Genomic DNA, 15,189 nt, shown 5'->3' on the forward strand with positions numbered 1-15,189 from the left:
CATATGGAGGGAGTTTGAGTATGTACACAATTAGTGAGGTAGCAAAGTTATTAGGAGTGAGCACACATACACTACGCTATTATGAAAAGGAAAATATATTAATTGCAAATCGTGATACAAATGGAAATCGACTTTACGAAGAGTCACATATAAAGTGGTTGCAGTTTGTAATGAAATTAAAACAAACGCAAATGCCAATAGCGAAAATAAGAGAATACGCTAGACTATATACAGAAGGGGAGCATACAATAGAAGCTCGTTTACAGCTTCTAGAAGATCACAGGAAATCTATTCAGATTCAAAGAGAAAACTTAGAGGTTACAGAGAAGATGCTCGAGAATAAAATTAGTGCATACAAAGGCTCATTGGAAAATAAATAGATGTTATTATGTGATGAAAAATGGATTTGATCTATGAGTATTTCATCATAGTGTACGGATAAATAAAAAAGAGCAGCTAGCAAAAGCTAACTGCTCCATTCAAGGGATCTCTCCAAGGGGGAGTGGAGAAAATATTATGTTACTAGTATTATTGACAGATTATTGAGAAATATACAATCGGATGAACGATAATTTAAATAATCTTTCATCATTGACAGTTTATAAAATATTCGTGTACAATATTTATGAATGACATTCAGTCATTTTGTGTGACAGGATGCAGTTAGTTTAAAAATGGAACAAATACAATGGTAAATGAGGATGATAGTTGTTTATATAGTAGTGATGAAAGAGTATATTTTTTTAAAACAAAAATGACTGATAGTCAGTCATAAGAGGTGAGAGGTATGAAAAATAGAGCTTGGTTATATGTCATATTAACATGTATTTTTGAAATTTTTTGGGTGTTTGGTTTTAATACGGCTAATACTTGGTGGCATTGGATTATTATTTTAGGAGTTATTGCTATTGATTTTCACTTCCTTTCTAAAGCGTGTGAACATCTTGCAACAGGGACTGTATATGCTGTTTTCGCCGGAGCTGGTACGGTAGGTACTTTCTTAATGGATGTATTTCTTTTCGGCGGAAGTTTCAGCGTAGGAAAATTATTCTTCATTCTAATGGTTGTAGCCGGCGTTATCGGTTTAAAGTTAGCTGACAATAAAGAAGAAACTCTGGAAGGAGCTGCTTAAAAATGGGTTGGTTTTTCGTATTTTGTGCTGCAATTAGTGAAATAGTCGGTGTGATAGGACTTAAAATGTATAGTAAAGATAAGACATTAGCCAATGGTGCAATTTATATAGGCGGGTTTGCTACATCCTTCGCATTTTTGTATACTTCCTTCTTATTTTTACAAGTAAGTGTCGCGTATGCGGTTTGGATTGGTATCGGAACAGCAGGTGCAGTTTTGTTAAACATGTTCTTGTTTGGTGAGTCGAAAAGCAAAGCGCGTATTATTAGTGTGGCTTTTATTGTATGTGGAGTGACAGGATTAAAGGCACTTTCGTAAAGATATACTGTATCTCCTAACAAATCGTTAGGAGATTTTTATTATAAAAAGTGCACGATAATTGACAGTACAGCTAGTTATTTTATAAAATGAGTGACAGTCATTCAATATGCGTGTGAAAGGGTTTAGATGATGAATAAAAAAGAGAAAATTGTCTATGCAGCTATTGAAGTGTTTCAGGAAAAGGGCGTCGAAAAAACGAAGATTTCTGATATCGTGAAATTAGCTGGCATTGCGCAAGGAACTTTCTATTTATATTTTCCTTCTAAGCTATCTGTTATGCCTGCAATAGCAGAAGTGATGGTTGAAAAGATGATACTTGCAGTGAAAGAGAAAGTACAAAAAGATGTACCTTTTTCAAATAAAGTGGCACAAGTAATCGATGCGGTGTTTCACTTTATAGAGGAATACCGTGAAATACAAGCTTTAATGTATGCAGGTCTTGCATCTACGGAACATATAAAAGAGTGGGAAGCTGTGTATGAGCCTCTTTATATGTGGTTAAGCGAATTTTTAAGTGAGGCGAAAGAAGCTGGTGAAATTCGTGATTCGGTTCACGCAGAACGAACAGCGAAGTTATTTATCGCTCTTGTTGAATCAGCAGCGGAACAAGTTTATTTATATGATCATAAAGATGATGAGCAAGTCGAGCTACAAAAGGCAGAAGTACTAGATTTTTTAACACATGCACTACATATAAAGAAGTAGTAAGATGAACCTGTCTGAAAAGGTAGGTTCATTTTTGAGGAAAACTGAATGATAGTCATTCACCTAATACTTATGTATGTGTGGAAGGATAGAGTGAAATTCTAATGAGTGGAGGCATCTTCACTCATTACTAGCCCACAAAGAGCAGGATAAAGAAAAAGCTTCTTGGGCATTATTTTTTGAGAGGAACTTACGGGAAGAGGTGTTAAAAAGTGAAGAAACCGATAAAAGAACAAAAGATGGTATTGATCATTCTTTTGAGTAATATATTTATCGCTTTTCTAGGGATTGGATTAATCATTCCGGTTATGCCGTCCTTTATGAATGATATGGGTTTAACAGGGAAGACGATGGGATATCTCGTTGCAGTATTTGCAATGGCACAGCTCATTACTTCACCTATTACAGGCCGATGGGTTGATCTTTACGGTAGGAAGAAAATGATAATCATTGGATTATTTATTTTTGGTGTTTCAGAGCTTCTTTTTGGATTAGGAAAAGATGTGTGGATGCTTTATGTAGCAAGGGTGTTAGGCGGAATTAGTGCTGCGTTTATTATGCCTGGTGTTACGGCATATGTTGCGGATATTACATCTATTCAGGAACGTCCAAAGGCGATGGGATACTTATCTGCAGCGATTAGTACTGGATTCATTATAGGGCCTGGAATCGGCGGATTTATTGCAGAATACGGTATACGTGTGCCGTTTTTCGTTGCAGCAGCGATTGCCTTTATAGCATGTGTGATTTCGATATTTATTTTAAAAGAACCGTTAACGAAAGAAGAACTTGCAGAGATTTCTTCTAATACGAAGGAATCAAGTTTTATTGGTGATTTAAAGAAATCATTACATCCAATGTATGCAATTGCATTTATTATCGTATTTGTACTCGCATTCGGATTATCAGCGTATGAAACAGTGTTTAGCTTGTTCTCTGATCATAAATTTGGTTTCTCGCCGAAAGATATTGCAGCAATTATTACAATTAGTTCAATCTTTGGGGTAGTTGTGCAAGTATTTATGTTTGGCAAATTGGTAGACATGTTCGGTGAGAAAGTGTTAATTCAAATATGTTTAATTGTAGGTGCAGTATTAGCATTCGTCTCAACTGTAGTCTTTAATTATTGGATTGTACTTCTCGTTACTTGCTTCATTTTCTTAGCATTTGATTTACTTCGTCCAGCTTTAACGACATTTTTATCAAAAGCAGCCGGAAAAGAGCAAGGATTCGTCGCTGGTATGAACTCGACTTATACGAGTTTAGGTAATATCGCAGGACCAGCGATGGGCGGAATATTATTTGATATGAATATTCATTATCCATATGCATTTTCAGGCGTTGTTTTAATAGTTGGTCTCGGCATTACATTTATGTGGAGAGAGAAACAGTTGGCTGAAAGTTTTGCGAAGTAATAAAACCCCTTACGACGGTAAGGGGTTTTTGTTTTATAAACGTAATCCAAACCGTTTTAATTCAATAAAAATCCCCTCTAATTGCTTTCCTTTATCCGTTAATGTGTACTCTACACGAGGCGGAACTTCTGGATATACTTTTCTCGTTATAATGCCTTGAGACTCTAATTCTTTTAGTCGAAGCGATAATGTTTTTGGACTAATACCATCCATTGATTTTTGTAAATCACTAAAGCGTAATGTTCCTTCGATAAGAAGATCACGAATGATTAAAAACGTCCATTTTGTACTAATTACATCAAGCGTTTTAGCGATAGGACAAGGTATGCCAGGTAAACCTTTCGTTAATTCAACTGGATCTATATTGTTCATGGAACTAGCCTCCATAAAATTTTTTTGGATGAATTTGCTTTATAGTATCACAAAACTATACTTTTGGTAACTATATGAAAAAAATATTACTACTTCCATAAAGGAAGTTAGTGCATATACAATAGCAATACGAAACAAAAAGGATTTATATAAGGAGGTGGTGATTTCCATGGTGATAAAAAAGTTATTTGGATTTCTTAGTTTGTTTGTTATTTGTATTGTGCTTGTAGCATGTGGTGTGGAACAAAAAACTGAAGTTCAGTTATTAAAAGAAATGCCAAAGCCAAAAGCAATGACAATTGATCCCTCACTAAGTAAAAAAGAAGCGACAGAAATGGTTCATGCGGCGCAGCGTTTTTATGCATTTTGGGATACAGGTAAGGAGGAACTTATTCCGCAGACTGTTACTAAAGATTTCTTCGATAATACATTGCCGAAAGGGCGACCAAAAGGCATTGAAGGATTAAAGTTTGCAGCGCAAAATTTTCGTAAAGTTGTGCCTGATATACATTGCGAGATTGAAGACTTATTAGTTGTTGGTGATAAAGTAACAGCACGTCTTTCTTTTACAGGAACGCATAATGGTAAGAAAATTAATTTTTTTGCAATTGATATTTTACATGTGAAAGACGGAAAGATAACGGAAGATTGGCATTTAGAAGATAATCTTACACTACAGCAGCAACTCGGCTTAATAGCTGAAGGGTAGATCATATAGGGGAGAGAAAAGTAATGAAAAATATATTTATTATAAATGGACATGAAAAATACGGTACAAAGGAAGGACGATTAAATAAAACGTTAGTGGATCATATGGTAACGGTATTAGGCGAGAATCATCATGTGAAAACAACAACGATTCAAGATGGGTATAATATTAAAGAAGAACAAGATAAGTTTTTATGGGCGGATGTTGTTATTTATCAAACACCAATTTATTGGTTTAGTGTTCCAGGATTATTTAAAACGTATATGGATGAAGTATATGAATATGGTTTGTTCTTTAAAGGTGCAGATGAATACGGAACAGGTGGTTTATTAGAAGAGAAAGAGTATATGTTCTCTACAACTTGGAATGCACCTGAAAAAGCATTTGGAGATAAGACGAAGTTCTTTGAAGGAGAAAGTTTAGAATCAGCGCTTAGTCATTTACACCGCGTGCAAAAGTTTCTCGGTATGAGTCCGTTAAAGAGTTTTGCTTGTTATGATGTGGTGAAGAATCCGGATATTGAGAAGTTTTTATTAAACTTGAAAGATCACTTAGATGGAGTAATTAAATAATAGTTTATATTTGTATGTGAAAAAGGTACTACTAAGGATGTAGTACCTTCTCCTTTTATAAAAACTCACACTTTAATACGTGGATGGCTGTACCCATAACTTCGCAAAATTTGCCCAACCGAATGAATCAATTGTTACGTTTTTTAAAGAAGAAGGGTATGTTTTTCTTTTTAAAACGTGATAGTTAAATAAAATGATGTGTTCTACTTGTAAAAACTCTTCAATCTCATACATGAGTTCATAACGCTTTTCTTTATTTTCTTCTAGTAAAAATGTATCTAGTAAACAGTTAATTTGTTTTTCGTAGTGTGGGTCCATGAACCGATTTACGAAGCAACTTTTATTTTTAAATACATTTAAGAAGGCAAGTTCATGATTGGCAGCAAACACTTCTCCCATGAAAATAATATCGGCATGTTGATCGATAGAACGGTTCATATAATCTGAAACGGGAAATGGGTGAAGCTCTACTTGTATACCTAAACTTTCACATCGTTCTTTTAAGAAATATGCATCATTTGCACTATCTTTAAATGCGAAGAAGTAAATATGTATCGTTTCTCCATTATATGTACTCTTTTTTAAATACTCTTTCGCTTTTTCTAAAGAGTAAGATCTTTTAGAAGCTTGGCGACTTATTTCAGGGAAGAAGCTTGATGCAGCAATTGTTCGTCTACCCTCTATGTTACGAAGTATCATTTCAACATCATATAGTTCTCTCCAAGCTTTTCGAAAGTAAATGTCGTGGTGAGGACCAGATTTTGTAAAGTTGAAGCTAGCATAAATACAACCTATTTCTTCTATTTGTATATCATGCCTTTCATTTTCCTCTTGGTTTGGTAGTTCATAATCAGCATCTATTTGCACATGGTCAGGAATACCCCAAAATTCAATACGGTCTAATAATGCGCGCTCTTTAAAATAATGGGTGAACGCTTCGAGTACGATATTATCTTCAGAGTAATGAGCAAGTTTGAAAGGTCCAGTACCTATATAATGATGATTTTGAATACTCGTATCACGCGGTAAAATGGCGAGCTGCATTGAACTTACATAGTGTAAGAAAAATAAATTTGGTTTCGCTAAATGGAATCGAATTTGCAGTGGTGATGGCGTTTCAATTTGAACAATTTCTTCTGTTAACCATTCAAAAGGAGATTGAACTTGCTTTAGTCTTTCAAATGAAAATTGTACATCTTTAGAAGTTAAAATTGTTTCGTTATGAAAATATATATCTTTTCGTAAATAAAAGGTCCACGTAAGTCCATCTTCACTTAATTCCCACGTATGCGCAATGTGAGGCTCCATTTTTTCAGTAACATCGTTATAGACGACTAACGTATCAAAAATTTGACTCGTAAGATGGCTCTCTGTAGTTACAGCCACAAAAGCCGGATCTAATGGGAAAATCTTTCTCGATATAGGAATCTTTAATACGTCGTACATATCATTTGAAGGTTCGTATCCAAAATGATGATGTAGTTTATGTTCTATCTTTTTTTGAAGTGCAAGGGGTAGGGGTTCTTTTAAAAGAAGAAAAACATCCTTTAATTTTTCTTGCGCTAACAGTTCATCTGTATGGGATTCAATTGCTTCTACGAAATTATGTACAAATAGAATTTCCGTTTTATTTCCGCGGCCTCGACCTGGAGTCCAGCTAATTAATTGCTCCTCGCTCATTTTCTTTAATAAAATCTTTACGTTTTTCGTACTGCAATATAAAACATCCGCTAATTCTTGTAAGCTATTTCGCATATATTTTTGATCTTGTGCATGTAGTCTTAGTCTAATGTAATAGTCCATAATTTTCATATATACACTTCCTTCTATCGTAAAAGGGGAAACTCTTTAGAATATTCTAACCTTTTTCTTCCTTTTTTTCAAAGTAAAATAAGTAAACATAAGGAGGGGGAAACAATGGGATTTTGGAGTATGCATCGAAATATAAAAATTAGAATTATAACTTCGTTTTTAACACGTACTGTGTCCACGATGATTTTTCCATTTATGGCGATTTATTTTTCAATAAAGTTAGGTAGTGCGATTGCTGGTGCTTTACTACTCATTAATGTCATAGCTTCATTAGTAATTGGTTTATACGGTGGATATGTCGGGGATCGACTTGGGCGTAAAAAGGTTATGATTATCGGTCAAAGTATACAAGTCATTTCCATTGCTTGTATGGGAGTTGCGAATTCGGATTACGTTGACTCACCATGGCTAACATTTGTGTTTATGTTAGTGAATAGTTTAGGGTCTGGACTTATGAATCCTGTGACAGAGGCGATGTTAATTGATGTGAGTACACCTGAAAATCGAAAAGTGATGTACAGCATAAACTACTGGGCTATTAACTTATCCATTGCAATTGGAGCGATATTTGGTGGATTACTATTTGAAAACTATAGATTACAATTGTTTATCGGATTAACAGTTATTGCAGTTATTACTTTATATGTGATGGCTGTATATATGGAAGAAGTGTATGTAGCGAGAAAAACGGTAGAGAAGAAACATGTATTAAAAGATATGGCAGATAGTTATAAAGTCGTGATGAAAGATAAAGCGTTTCTAATTTTTTGTGCAGCAAGTATATGTACGTTATCTTTAGAGTTTCAAATTAATAATTATTTAGGAGTACGTTTACAGAAGGAATTTGAAACGGTGCACTTTTTCTTCGGTAATAGTGTTACATTTGATTTAACAGGTATTCGCATGCTGAGCTGGATTTCTGCAGAGAATACAATTTTAGTTGTATTATGTTCAGCTCTTCTTATTAAATTACTGAAAAGCTTCAACGATTTGAAAATCTTATATGTAGGTTTATTCATTTATACAATTGGATTTACAATACTTGGAACGAGCAATAGTCTATGGATTTTATTAATCGCAGGGCTTTTCCAAACGGTAGGTGAGATGATGTATGTACCAGTACGACAGTCTATTATGGCAGATATGGTACCAAATGAGGCAAGAGGTTCATATATGGCGATTAACGGAATGGTCTTTCAAATGGCAAAAATGAACGGAGCATTAGGTGTTATGCTAGGTTCATTTATTGCATCTTGGGGTATGAGTGCTCTGTATTTTATCGTTGGTATGAGCAGTATTTTATTATTTATGAAGGCAATTGGAAGAGAGAAGTATGAGGATGAGAGAAATGTTTCTCAAATTGGATGAAACTATATAAAAGCGAACCAGTTATACTGGGACTCGCTTTTTATATAATTTTTAAAACGGATCAACTTCAGCCAAATCAGGGTTAGCATTCGGATTTGTTAATAAGGTTTTCAGCTCACCTACTTCTGAGAGAGCAACGAGGATATAACCACTAATAAGTACGATGAGTCCAATGACTCGTAATGTTTGCAGTGTAATGTCACGGCTATTATTTTCGGAGTTGTCTTGGGGCGGAGAAGGTGGCTTATTGTTCATAGTTAGGCTCCCATCTTTTTTGTTTATATGTGCGAAATCATTATTTAACTTATGGATAGGAATTATATAGTCATTTTCACTATATGAAAAATGACTATGAAAAGTGATTAGAAATTTTGGGACGAGAAAAGAGCGTGTCACACAAAATCATTGAAAAAGAGGTTTTATTTGTTTTTTTATACAAATAAAAAGGTTAACCAAAATAGCCATTTAGCTATTTTGGTTAACCTATAATATCTATCCTAATATACGCAACGATTCTTCAATAAACGCCGGTATATCTTCTGGTTGTCTACTTGTGACTAATTGATTTTGGCATACGACAACCTCTTTGTCATGAAAGTTCCCGCCAGCGTTTTTTAAATCGACTTCAATAGATTTATATCCAGTTACATCACGTCCTTCAAGTGTTTGTGCAGTGATGAGTAGTTGGGGTCCGTGACAAATAGCGAAAACGGGTTTGTCCGCATCCATAAATGCTTTACTAAAGCGTACAAAACGCTCATCTGCACGGAGTATATCAGGGGAAAATCCACCTGGTATGAAGAGGGCGTCAAAGTTCTCTGGAGAAACATCATCAATGCTTTTATCAATTACGACTTCACTTTTTCCTTGCTTACCGTGTACTGTTTTCCCTTTTTCCATTTCGATGGTTGTTAATTCATATCCTTTTTGATTAAAAGCTGCTACCGGCTCTGTGTATTCTGTGTCCTCGAAATAATCCGTTATTAAAATAGCAATTTTTTTACTCATTGCAGTCAGCTCCTTACATTATATTGTCGGTTCCAGAATCATCCTTGAGCAATGCCTTTTATAAAGTGAAACTTTAATTCATATTTTTTCATTCCCTCCACTTTCTTTGCCCTGTTAATTTAATAAATACCCTTTTTATTAGGAGGTAAACATGTATTATCGTTTTTGTATGTAAAAATCATAAAATATCGGTTGTTTCAGTGATTCTTGTTTGAGGAAGCAAAATAAAAAAGCCACGGAGATAATTTATTTGCTCCTTGGCTTTTAAGATATTTCTTTTCGTTAAAACGAAGAAACGCGTTGCTTCGTTTTTGGTACAATAATAAATTTGATCCAGAGTAACCCGACAATCATAATGATAAGGCTATGTAAAAATTGACCTGTAGCAATGAGTATAACACTCGAAAATACAATGAGTTGAATGCTTAGCAATATAAAGATTAAGCTAAGAAATTGCTTCATCTTTTCTTCAGTATGGATTGGATATAATGCTACAATAATATTTCCTGAAAAATATTTCCACAGTGAACGGAGCTGCATAGAAATCATATATAGAACGATGTAAGCGATAGCGCCTTTTACGTATATATTTGGTATGAAATATAAGGCGAAAGCACCGATCAATCCTAAGCGAATATATATACCGAAATAATCATTTCCACGTAAAAATGCTAGTGTATGTAAGTAGAAGAAAGTTGCTCGTTTTTTATGTAATAAAGGTTCAATCCAATTTGTAAGCCATTTTCTTTTATTTACTTGTTTATTCAGTTGCGGAACATCTGTGAAAATGCTAGCAAATTGATAAAAACGAACGTTCATTTTTTCTTCTTGCTCGATTATGTAATCCCAAGGTATTCGTTTTGTAGGCTGTTTTTTCGTATATAGAAGTAGGAAAGCAAGTAGTAAGAGTAGTCCGCCCAATATGAGAACATTTGCGGAATAAAACAGCATGTAAATGATTAAGGCGTTACAAGTAATACGAATGATTAGCCATATGTTTTTTTCGTGACTATCACGCCACATCCAATGTATGTACATGTTCCAGGCTTTCGTAATCATTAACATGATAAAGATTGTACATAAAAAAGGAACCGTTAATTGCAATGATTGCATAGCAAGTGGAACGAGAATAAGGAACGTAAATAACAATGGGAAAAGCTGAATGATGTAATTGTATAGAAGAGATTTTTTGAAATAAGATGTTAATTTCTCTTCTAGTGCTAGTAAATAGACAGCATCAGGTTTTTGAATAAATGTACGGATAGGGCATCTCGTTATAATGAATGTAAGTACAATCGTTATAATTATTAAAGATATTCCTTTAGAAGGAGATGCTTTTAGAAACTGAGCATAATAATATGCACCAACGCATGAAATAAAGATAAAGCTATATAGTAAACCGTTAATCATACGTGCAAAGTATGTAATGATATTTTGAATATGTTGTTGGAAGCGACTGCTCCATAGCGATTCGATTGACATGTTTTTCACCTCTTTGTTCTATTATATATGTTTTACAAAAGAAAAAACGAGCAAATTGCGTTATGCAACTTGCCCGTTTTTCTTTTCGTTATTTTTTTTCTGATCACGATTCATTAATGGATAGAAAGCAAATCCAATTACGAATAAACCAATTCCGAGAAGGAACGTTTTTATATCGGATGCGCCAGTTTTAATAACCCATAGTGCGTAGCAAAGTGCGATAACTGCGACTATGCCATCTGTAATTCTTGCCCGCATTTCATTTTTATATGTTTCACCAGTTGCGACTAGTTTTAACTGGAAGATTGGTGAAACGAGATATGGAATGAGGTAGGCCAGTGTTGATACGGTAATAACGAATGTATAAGCTTCCGCAATGGTTCCTGATAATGTTGAGAATAGGAACACTTGTGACATAATGTTTGTTAATCGTAATGAATAAATTGGACTTCCTTTTTTATTTGTTTTCGTGAAGAAGGAAGGGAAGAAACCTTCTTTTGCTGCTTGATATGGTACTTCTGAGCTTAATAAAATCCAGCCTAAGATAGAACCGAACAGGGAAGTAAGAGCAAGTAATGCCATCAGTTTCCCGCCGCCATGACCCATTGCAGCGTTTAATGCATCTGCTAATGGACGTTCAGAAGCTTGTAATTTATCAACGTGAAGTACACCCATTGTTAAAATTGTAATTCCTAAGTAAATCGCAACTGTAATAAGTAATCCCGCAACTGTTGCACGTTTTACCGTTTTTGGAGAAACAGCACGGTTTGATAAAAGAACGGCCGATTCAATTCCGATAAACGCCCAAAGCGTTGTAAGAGCAGCTAAATTTACTTGTGAAAGAAGACCATGTGATACACCTGATTTATCAATCATCGGCGTGTACCATTGTCCAAACTTAGAAGCTTCGAATGCAAATAACGTAACGACGATGAATAAAAGGAATCCAGTTACTTTCGTTGTTGTTGCTAAGAAGTTTAGTTTTCCAGCGCCGCTTACACCATTTGTTAATATAATATGAGTTCCCCAAAGTAAGATGGAACAAATCGTAAATGTAATTAGTTTTCCGACTTCTATGTTAAAAGAACCGATTGAAAATAGTAGTCGCGTATCTTTCATAATTGGGAAGAAGAGTGATAAATATCCCGCAAATGATGTAATGATGGCAACGTTACTTGCCCAGTTTGCAACCCAATATCCCCATACCATACTGAATCCAGCCATTTTTTTCTTTTTTGGTGTTGAGAATAAAGCATATGCATGACTTTGTGGTCCTGTCGTTAAATCAGGACGACGAATTGCTAAATTACCGAAAACAAGAGCTAGCATTAAAACACCAAACCCTGTTGTTAACCAAGCTAAAGTGACACCGAGTGGGCTTGCTGTTTGTGCCAACGTACTTGGCACCATGAAAATACCAGCGCCAACCATGTTACCGACAACGAAAGCTGTTAGTACCCAAAAGCCCCATTTTTTTTGTTGCATAGAAAATACCTCCAAAGTTAGTATAACCAAGTCAAGCGAGGAGATATGTATGTCTTCTTAGTAGAGAAGAGAAGTCCCAAACAAAACAAAAAAAGCACGTAATCTGCCGCTACATGCTTTCTATCTTATAAGAAACCCACGACATACCTCTCGATAGCTCTCCACAAACGAAACGTTTGTGACAGTTCTGCACTTATTAAATGCAGACCCAGCAAGCGTGCATGGTGGACACGACTTACTTCGGCAACCATTCCTTTCTCATTCCTTCATCAATGCCACTACATCTCCTGAAATGATACTCTTAATGATTGCAACCTCTACCTCACCGAGATACGAATGAGGATTTAAATATTAAATTAACGTCTTTAAGAGTAACAAATGTATTTTTATACGTCAATGGATATATTAATAATCAGATTATAGAGAAGAGTTTGTGATTAAAAGTAAGAGGGATTGTTATGTGATATTTGAATTTTCGTAATATAATACATGTTATTGGCGCTAGATGATTGAAAAGAGGATGAAATAAATGTCTGTATGTCATAAACATTCAGTAATAGGTGTGTTAGATTCGGGAGTTGGGGGATTAACAGTTGCGAGCGAAATTATAAGACAATTGCCTAAAGAAAGCATTTATTATATTGGTGATAATAAGCGTTGCCCGTATGGGCCAAGAAGTGTAGAGGAGGTGCAATCTTTTGTATTTGAAATGGTTGAGTTCCTCAAACAGTTTCCATTAAAAGCGCTAGTCGTAGCATGTAATACTGCTGCAGCTGCTGCATTGACTGCGCTGCAAGAAGCACTTTCCATTCCAGTTATTGGCGTTATACATCCAGGAGCAAGAGCGGCAATTAAAGTAACAAAGAAAGAGAAAATCGGAGTAATTGGAACTGTAGGTACGATAAAATCTAATATGTATGAAAAAGCATTACATGAGCTTGATACATATTTGGAAGTGTATAGTCATGCGTGTCCGACTTTAGCTACAGTTGTAGAAAATCGATTAGAAGATATAGCATATGTCACGCAGCAAGTGAAACAAGCTTTACTTCCATTAACGAAAGAAGATATAGATACGTTAATTCTTGGATGTACGCATTATCCACTTTTAGAGTCCTATATTAAAAAGGAACTAGGAGAGGCTGTAACGATTATTAGTTCTGCAGAAGAAACAGCGATAGAGTTAAGTACCATTTTACAGCACAAAGGAATTTTGTCTGACAATTTGAATCCGAAGCATCGCTTTTTTACAACGGGATCTGTTTTATCATTTGAACATATTGCTGAGCGATGGCTAGGGTATCAAATTTCTGTAGAATGTGTACATTTACCCATGAAAAATGCGTGTATGCATAATTAAGATTTAGTAAATTCCTTTTTTATAAATCAGGTTCGTTTCATAAGAAGGAAAGAATAAGCTTTTAATTGAAGTGTTTAAGGGCAGTTCAATTAAAGGGGAGATTGGATTATGGAATTATCAAAATCTCAATTATTTGCTTTAGAGTATATTTCAAAATATGCGGAGAACGAAAAACGTGAGGCTAAAGCAACAATTAATCATATACTTAACATGTGTAATATTACAGATGAAATATTTGAAGAGGCTGTCGCTAATTTAAAATCTCATGCAAGGATTGCTTTACACTTTCATCCAGACAGACTAGATTCGAGTATGGAAAGTGTTGCTGAAGCATTGTTTGAACAAGGAATATATAAAAGTCAATTTGAAACATTGCTATCTAATGGAAGCGTATCTGCTTACCCTGGTGGTGAACGTGACCTTTGGGAAAAGAGAATATTTGGAGGGGCATATCAATTAGAAGGTGTAACGAATAATCAACGGCCAAAATACGGAGCGCTAAATTTAATGTTACATCCAGATGGGCCGGCTCCGCGTTTTGGTTCATGTTATTTTCTCTTATCTCCAAAAGTTTCTTCGCGCTCTACATATACGTATTTAGATTCGCATCAAGATCCGAAAGAAAAGGGGACTTATGAGGAGTTTGATATGATTTTAGCTGCTCTTTTAGAAGAGACATTTGTAAGAGATTTTGCAATTGGTGAAGGAAATTTGACTCCAACAATATTAATTAATCATTTACTGGCTAACCTGAAAAGGCCGTTTATAGATTTAGTAAGCAAAGAGCCAGCCCGTAATCTTAATCATTATATTGAAGCGCAGATTCATGGAGAGATTTCTCTTAAAGAAGACGTAGAGGTGCTTGTTGCAGATCCTTCATTTAAGGGTACGGATGTAGGAAGAGTTTTAGAAGAAATTTGCCTGAAGTATGCTATTGATTTGTATTGGCACATCGGTTTTGTACTTATGGTAGACGAAGTTCCGATGGATTTTAGAGGTTCAAAAATGCCATCTTTAGCAAGACGCATTGCACGGAATAATTGTATCAATGCAAATATAATTGGCTCTGCTGTAGTGGATTTGAAACGCAATCCATTATCTTGGAGAGATCGTGGAACTTATGAAGAAGTGCTTCAGGAATTAAAATTATTATGGCATGTTTTAGTTCGATTTGGAAAACCAAATCGGAAGTAGAACTAAATACTCCGTTTTTCGGAAGTAGTTATATAGAAAAGAAGCTGATCTAAAAATAGATCAGCTTCTTTTTATAAGATTAAACTAAGTTTAATACAGTTACTTTTTCACGTGTCATAGACTCAAGGCTCTTACGAATACCTTGTGCGCCCATACCTGAACCTTTTACACCAATGAATGGGAAGTGGTCAGGGCCGCGCTCTGTGCGTCCGTTAATTTGAACAGAACCAGTTTCGATTTTGTTAGCAATTGCAA

At 35.1% G+C, this 15,189-nt stretch carries 17 protein-coding genes and 1 riboswitch; of the genes, 10 read left to right on the forward strand and 7 right to left on the reverse strand.

Translation table 11 applies throughout. The annotated features are described in order from the left end of the window. The first annotated feature begins 20 nt into the window (after window positions 1-20). The 5 genes from MR170_RS17170 (at window position 21) to MR170_RS17190 (ending at window position 3,572) form a co-directional block, all read left to right on the forward strand. A complete protein-coding gene (locus tag MR170_RS17170) occupies window positions 21-380 on the forward strand; it encodes a MerR family transcriptional regulator (protein WP_242308753.1) in 360 nt (119 codons plus the stop codon). Window positions 381-787: 407 nt separating this feature from the next. Further along, the gene (locus tag MR170_RS17175; protein ID WP_242308754.1) at window positions 788-1,132 is read left to right on the forward strand and encodes a DMT family transporter; all 345 of its coding nucleotides are present in this window, start codon (window positions 788-790) and stop codon (window positions 1,130-1,132) included. Between the two features lie 2 nt (window positions 1,133-1,134). Then, entirely contained in the window at window positions 1,135-1,449 is a 315-nt protein-coding gene (locus MR170_RS17180; protein ID WP_016082728.1) for a DMT family transporter, read from the forward strand. 129 nt (window positions 1,450-1,578) lie between these two features. Then, complete coding sequence (locus MR170_RS17185; RefSeq protein WP_003269603.1) at window positions 1,579-2,157, forward strand: TetR/AcrR family transcriptional regulator; 579 nt, start codon at window positions 1,579-1,581, stop codon at window positions 2,155-2,157. Window positions 2,158-2,369: 212 nt separating this feature from the next. Continuing rightward, window positions 2,370-3,572, forward strand: coding sequence for an MFS transporter (locus MR170_RS17190; RefSeq protein WP_242308755.1), 1,203 nt, complete (start codon window positions 2,370-2,372; stop codon window positions 3,570-3,572). A gap of 33 nt (window positions 3,573-3,605) precedes the next feature. Here MR170_RS17190 and MR170_RS17195 read toward each other — a convergent pair whose 3' ends face one another. Further along, window positions 3,606-3,944, reverse strand: a complete 339-nt coding sequence (locus tag MR170_RS17195) for a winged helix-turn-helix transcriptional regulator (protein WP_242308756.1) — start codon at window positions 3,942-3,944, stop codon at window positions 3,606-3,608. Between the two features lie 169 nt (window positions 3,945-4,113). Here MR170_RS17195 and MR170_RS17200 point away from each other — a divergent pair, with 169 nt between their 5' ends. Both MR170_RS17200 and MR170_RS17205 read left to right on the forward strand, forming a co-directional pair. Beyond that, entirely contained in the window at window positions 4,114-4,653 is a 540-nt protein-coding gene (locus tag MR170_RS17200; RefSeq protein WP_242308757.1) for an ester cyclase, read from the forward strand. A gap of 23 nt (window positions 4,654-4,676) precedes the next feature. Next, a complete protein-coding gene (locus MR170_RS17205; protein WP_242308758.1) occupies window positions 4,677-5,225 on the forward strand; it encodes an NAD(P)H-dependent oxidoreductase in 549 nt (182 codons plus the stop codon). Between the two features lie 72 nt (window positions 5,226-5,297). Here the strand turns inward: MR170_RS17205 and MR170_RS17210 are convergent, their stop codons facing one another. After that, window positions 5,298-7,037, reverse strand: a complete 1,740-nt coding sequence (locus MR170_RS17210; RefSeq protein ID WP_242308759.1) for an SgrR family transcriptional regulator — start codon at window positions 7,035-7,037, stop codon at window positions 5,298-5,300. A 105-nt stretch (window positions 7,038-7,142) separates the two neighbouring features. On the opposite strand from MR170_RS17210, the gene MR170_RS17215 reads away from it, so the two are divergent. Then, the gene (locus MR170_RS17215) at window positions 7,143-8,405 is read left to right on the forward strand and encodes an MDR family MFS transporter (protein WP_242308760.1); all 1,263 of its coding nucleotides are present in this window, start codon (window positions 7,143-7,145) and stop codon (window positions 8,403-8,405) included. A gap of 51 nt (window positions 8,406-8,456) precedes the next feature. Here the strand turns inward: MR170_RS17215 and MR170_RS17220 are convergent, their stop codons facing one another. The 4 genes from MR170_RS17220 to MR170_RS17235 form a co-directional block, all read right to left on the reverse strand. Then, window positions 8,457-8,660: a hypothetical protein gene (locus MR170_RS17220; RefSeq protein ID WP_242308761.1), complete on the reverse strand. Its 204-nt coding sequence runs from the start codon at window positions 8,658-8,660 to the stop codon at window positions 8,457-8,459. Window positions 8,661-8,897: 237 nt separating this feature from the next. Continuing rightward, window positions 8,898-9,413 carry a type 1 glutamine amidotransferase domain-containing protein gene (locus tag MR170_RS17225; protein ID WP_016082721.1) on the reverse strand — a complete coding sequence of 172 codons (516 nt, stop codon included), beginning with the start codon at window positions 9,411-9,413 and terminating at the stop codon, window positions 8,898-8,900. A gap of 282 nt (window positions 9,414-9,695) precedes the next feature. Further along, window positions 9,696-10,895, reverse strand: coding sequence for an ABC transporter permease (locus MR170_RS17230; protein WP_242308762.1), 1,200 nt, complete (start codon window positions 10,893-10,895; stop codon window positions 9,696-9,698). Between the two features lie 60 nt (window positions 10,896-10,955). Beyond that, entirely contained in the window at window positions 10,956-12,380 is a 1,425-nt protein-coding gene (locus MR170_RS17235; RefSeq protein ID WP_001186292.1) for an amino acid permease, read from the reverse strand. A 146-nt stretch (window positions 12,381-12,526) separates the two neighbouring features. Beyond that, window positions 12,527-12,708, reverse strand: a riboswitch (Lysine riboswitch). A gap of 201 nt (window positions 12,709-12,909) precedes the next feature. Here MR170_RS17235 and racE point away from each other — a divergent pair. Continuing rightward, window positions 12,910-13,740, forward strand: coding sequence for a glutamate racemase (gene racE / locus MR170_RS17240; RefSeq protein WP_242308763.1), 831 nt, complete (start codon window positions 12,910-12,912; stop codon window positions 13,738-13,740). A gap of 108 nt (window positions 13,741-13,848) precedes the next feature. After that, window positions 13,849-14,934 carry a DUF3626 domain-containing protein gene (locus tag MR170_RS17245; protein WP_242308764.1) on the forward strand — a complete coding sequence of 362 codons (1,086 nt, stop codon included), beginning with the start codon at window positions 13,849-13,851 and terminating at the stop codon, window positions 14,932-14,934. A 79-nt stretch (window positions 14,935-15,013) separates the two neighbouring features. Here the strand turns inward: MR170_RS17245 and MR170_RS17250 are convergent. After that, a partial coding sequence (locus MR170_RS17250; protein ID WP_242308766.1) for an aldehyde dehydrogenase family protein occupies window positions 15,014-15,189 on the reverse strand: 176 nt, incomplete at its 5' end.

This window comes from Bacillus cereus group sp. BfR-BA-01524 (genome assembly GCF_022662595.1).
Classification (GTDB): domain Bacteria; phylum Bacillota; class Bacilli; order Bacillales; family Bacillaceae_G; genus Bacillus_A; species Bacillus_A thuringiensis_S.

Excerpts from the sequence above, each read along its gene's own strand:
- MR170_RS17185 (WP_003269603.1), top strand. The coding sequence starts at position 1,579 with ATGATGAATAAAAAAGAGAAAATTGTCTATGCAGCTATTGAAGTGTTT.
- racE (WP_242308763.1), top strand. The coding sequence starts at position 12,910 with ATGTCTGTATGTCATAAACATTCAGTAATAGGTGTGTTAGATTCGGGA.
- MR170_RS17235 (WP_001186292.1), bottom strand. The coding sequence starts at position 12,380 with ATGCAACAAAAAAAATGGGGCTTTTGGGTACTAACAGCTTTCGTTGTC.
- MR170_RS17180 (WP_016082728.1), top strand. The coding sequence starts at position 1,135 with ATGGGTTGGTTTTTCGTATTTTGTGCTGCAATTAGTGAAATAGTCGGT.
- MR170_RS17195 (WP_242308756.1), bottom strand. The coding sequence starts at position 3,944 with ATGAACAATATAGATCCAGTTGAATTAACGAAAGGTTTACCTGGCATA.
- MR170_RS17210 (WP_242308759.1), bottom strand. The coding sequence starts at position 7,037 with ATGAAAATTATGGACTATTACATTAGACTAAGACTACATGCACAAGAT.
- MR170_RS17245 (WP_242308764.1), top strand. The coding sequence starts at position 13,849 with ATGGAATTATCAAAATCTCAATTATTTGCTTTAGAGTATATTTCAAAA.
- MR170_RS17205 (WP_242308758.1), top strand. The coding sequence starts at position 4,677 with ATGAAAAATATATTTATTATAAATGGACATGAAAAATACGGTACAAAG.
- MR170_RS17200 (WP_242308757.1), top strand. The coding sequence starts at position 4,114 with ATGGTGATAAAAAAGTTATTTGGATTTCTTAGTTTGTTTGTTATTTGT.
- MR170_RS17170 (WP_242308753.1), top strand. The coding sequence starts at position 21 with ATGTACACAATTAGTGAGGTAGCAAAGTTATTAGGAGTGAGCACACAT.
- MR170_RS17230 (WP_242308762.1), bottom strand. The coding sequence starts at position 10,895 with ATGTCAATCGAATCGCTATGGAGCAGTCGCTTCCAACAACATATTCAA.
- MR170_RS17220 (WP_242308761.1), bottom strand. The coding sequence starts at position 8,660 with ATGAACAATAAGCCACCTTCTCCGCCCCAAGACAACTCCGAAAATAAT.
- MR170_RS17215 (WP_242308760.1), top strand. The coding sequence starts at position 7,143 with ATGGGATTTTGGAGTATGCATCGAAATATAAAAATTAGAATTATAACT.
- MR170_RS17175 (WP_242308754.1), top strand. The coding sequence starts at position 788 with ATGAAAAATAGAGCTTGGTTATATGTCATATTAACATGTATTTTTGAA.
- MR170_RS17225 (WP_016082721.1), bottom strand. The coding sequence starts at position 9,413 with ATGAGTAAAAAAATTGCTATTTTAATAACGGATTATTTCGAGGACACA.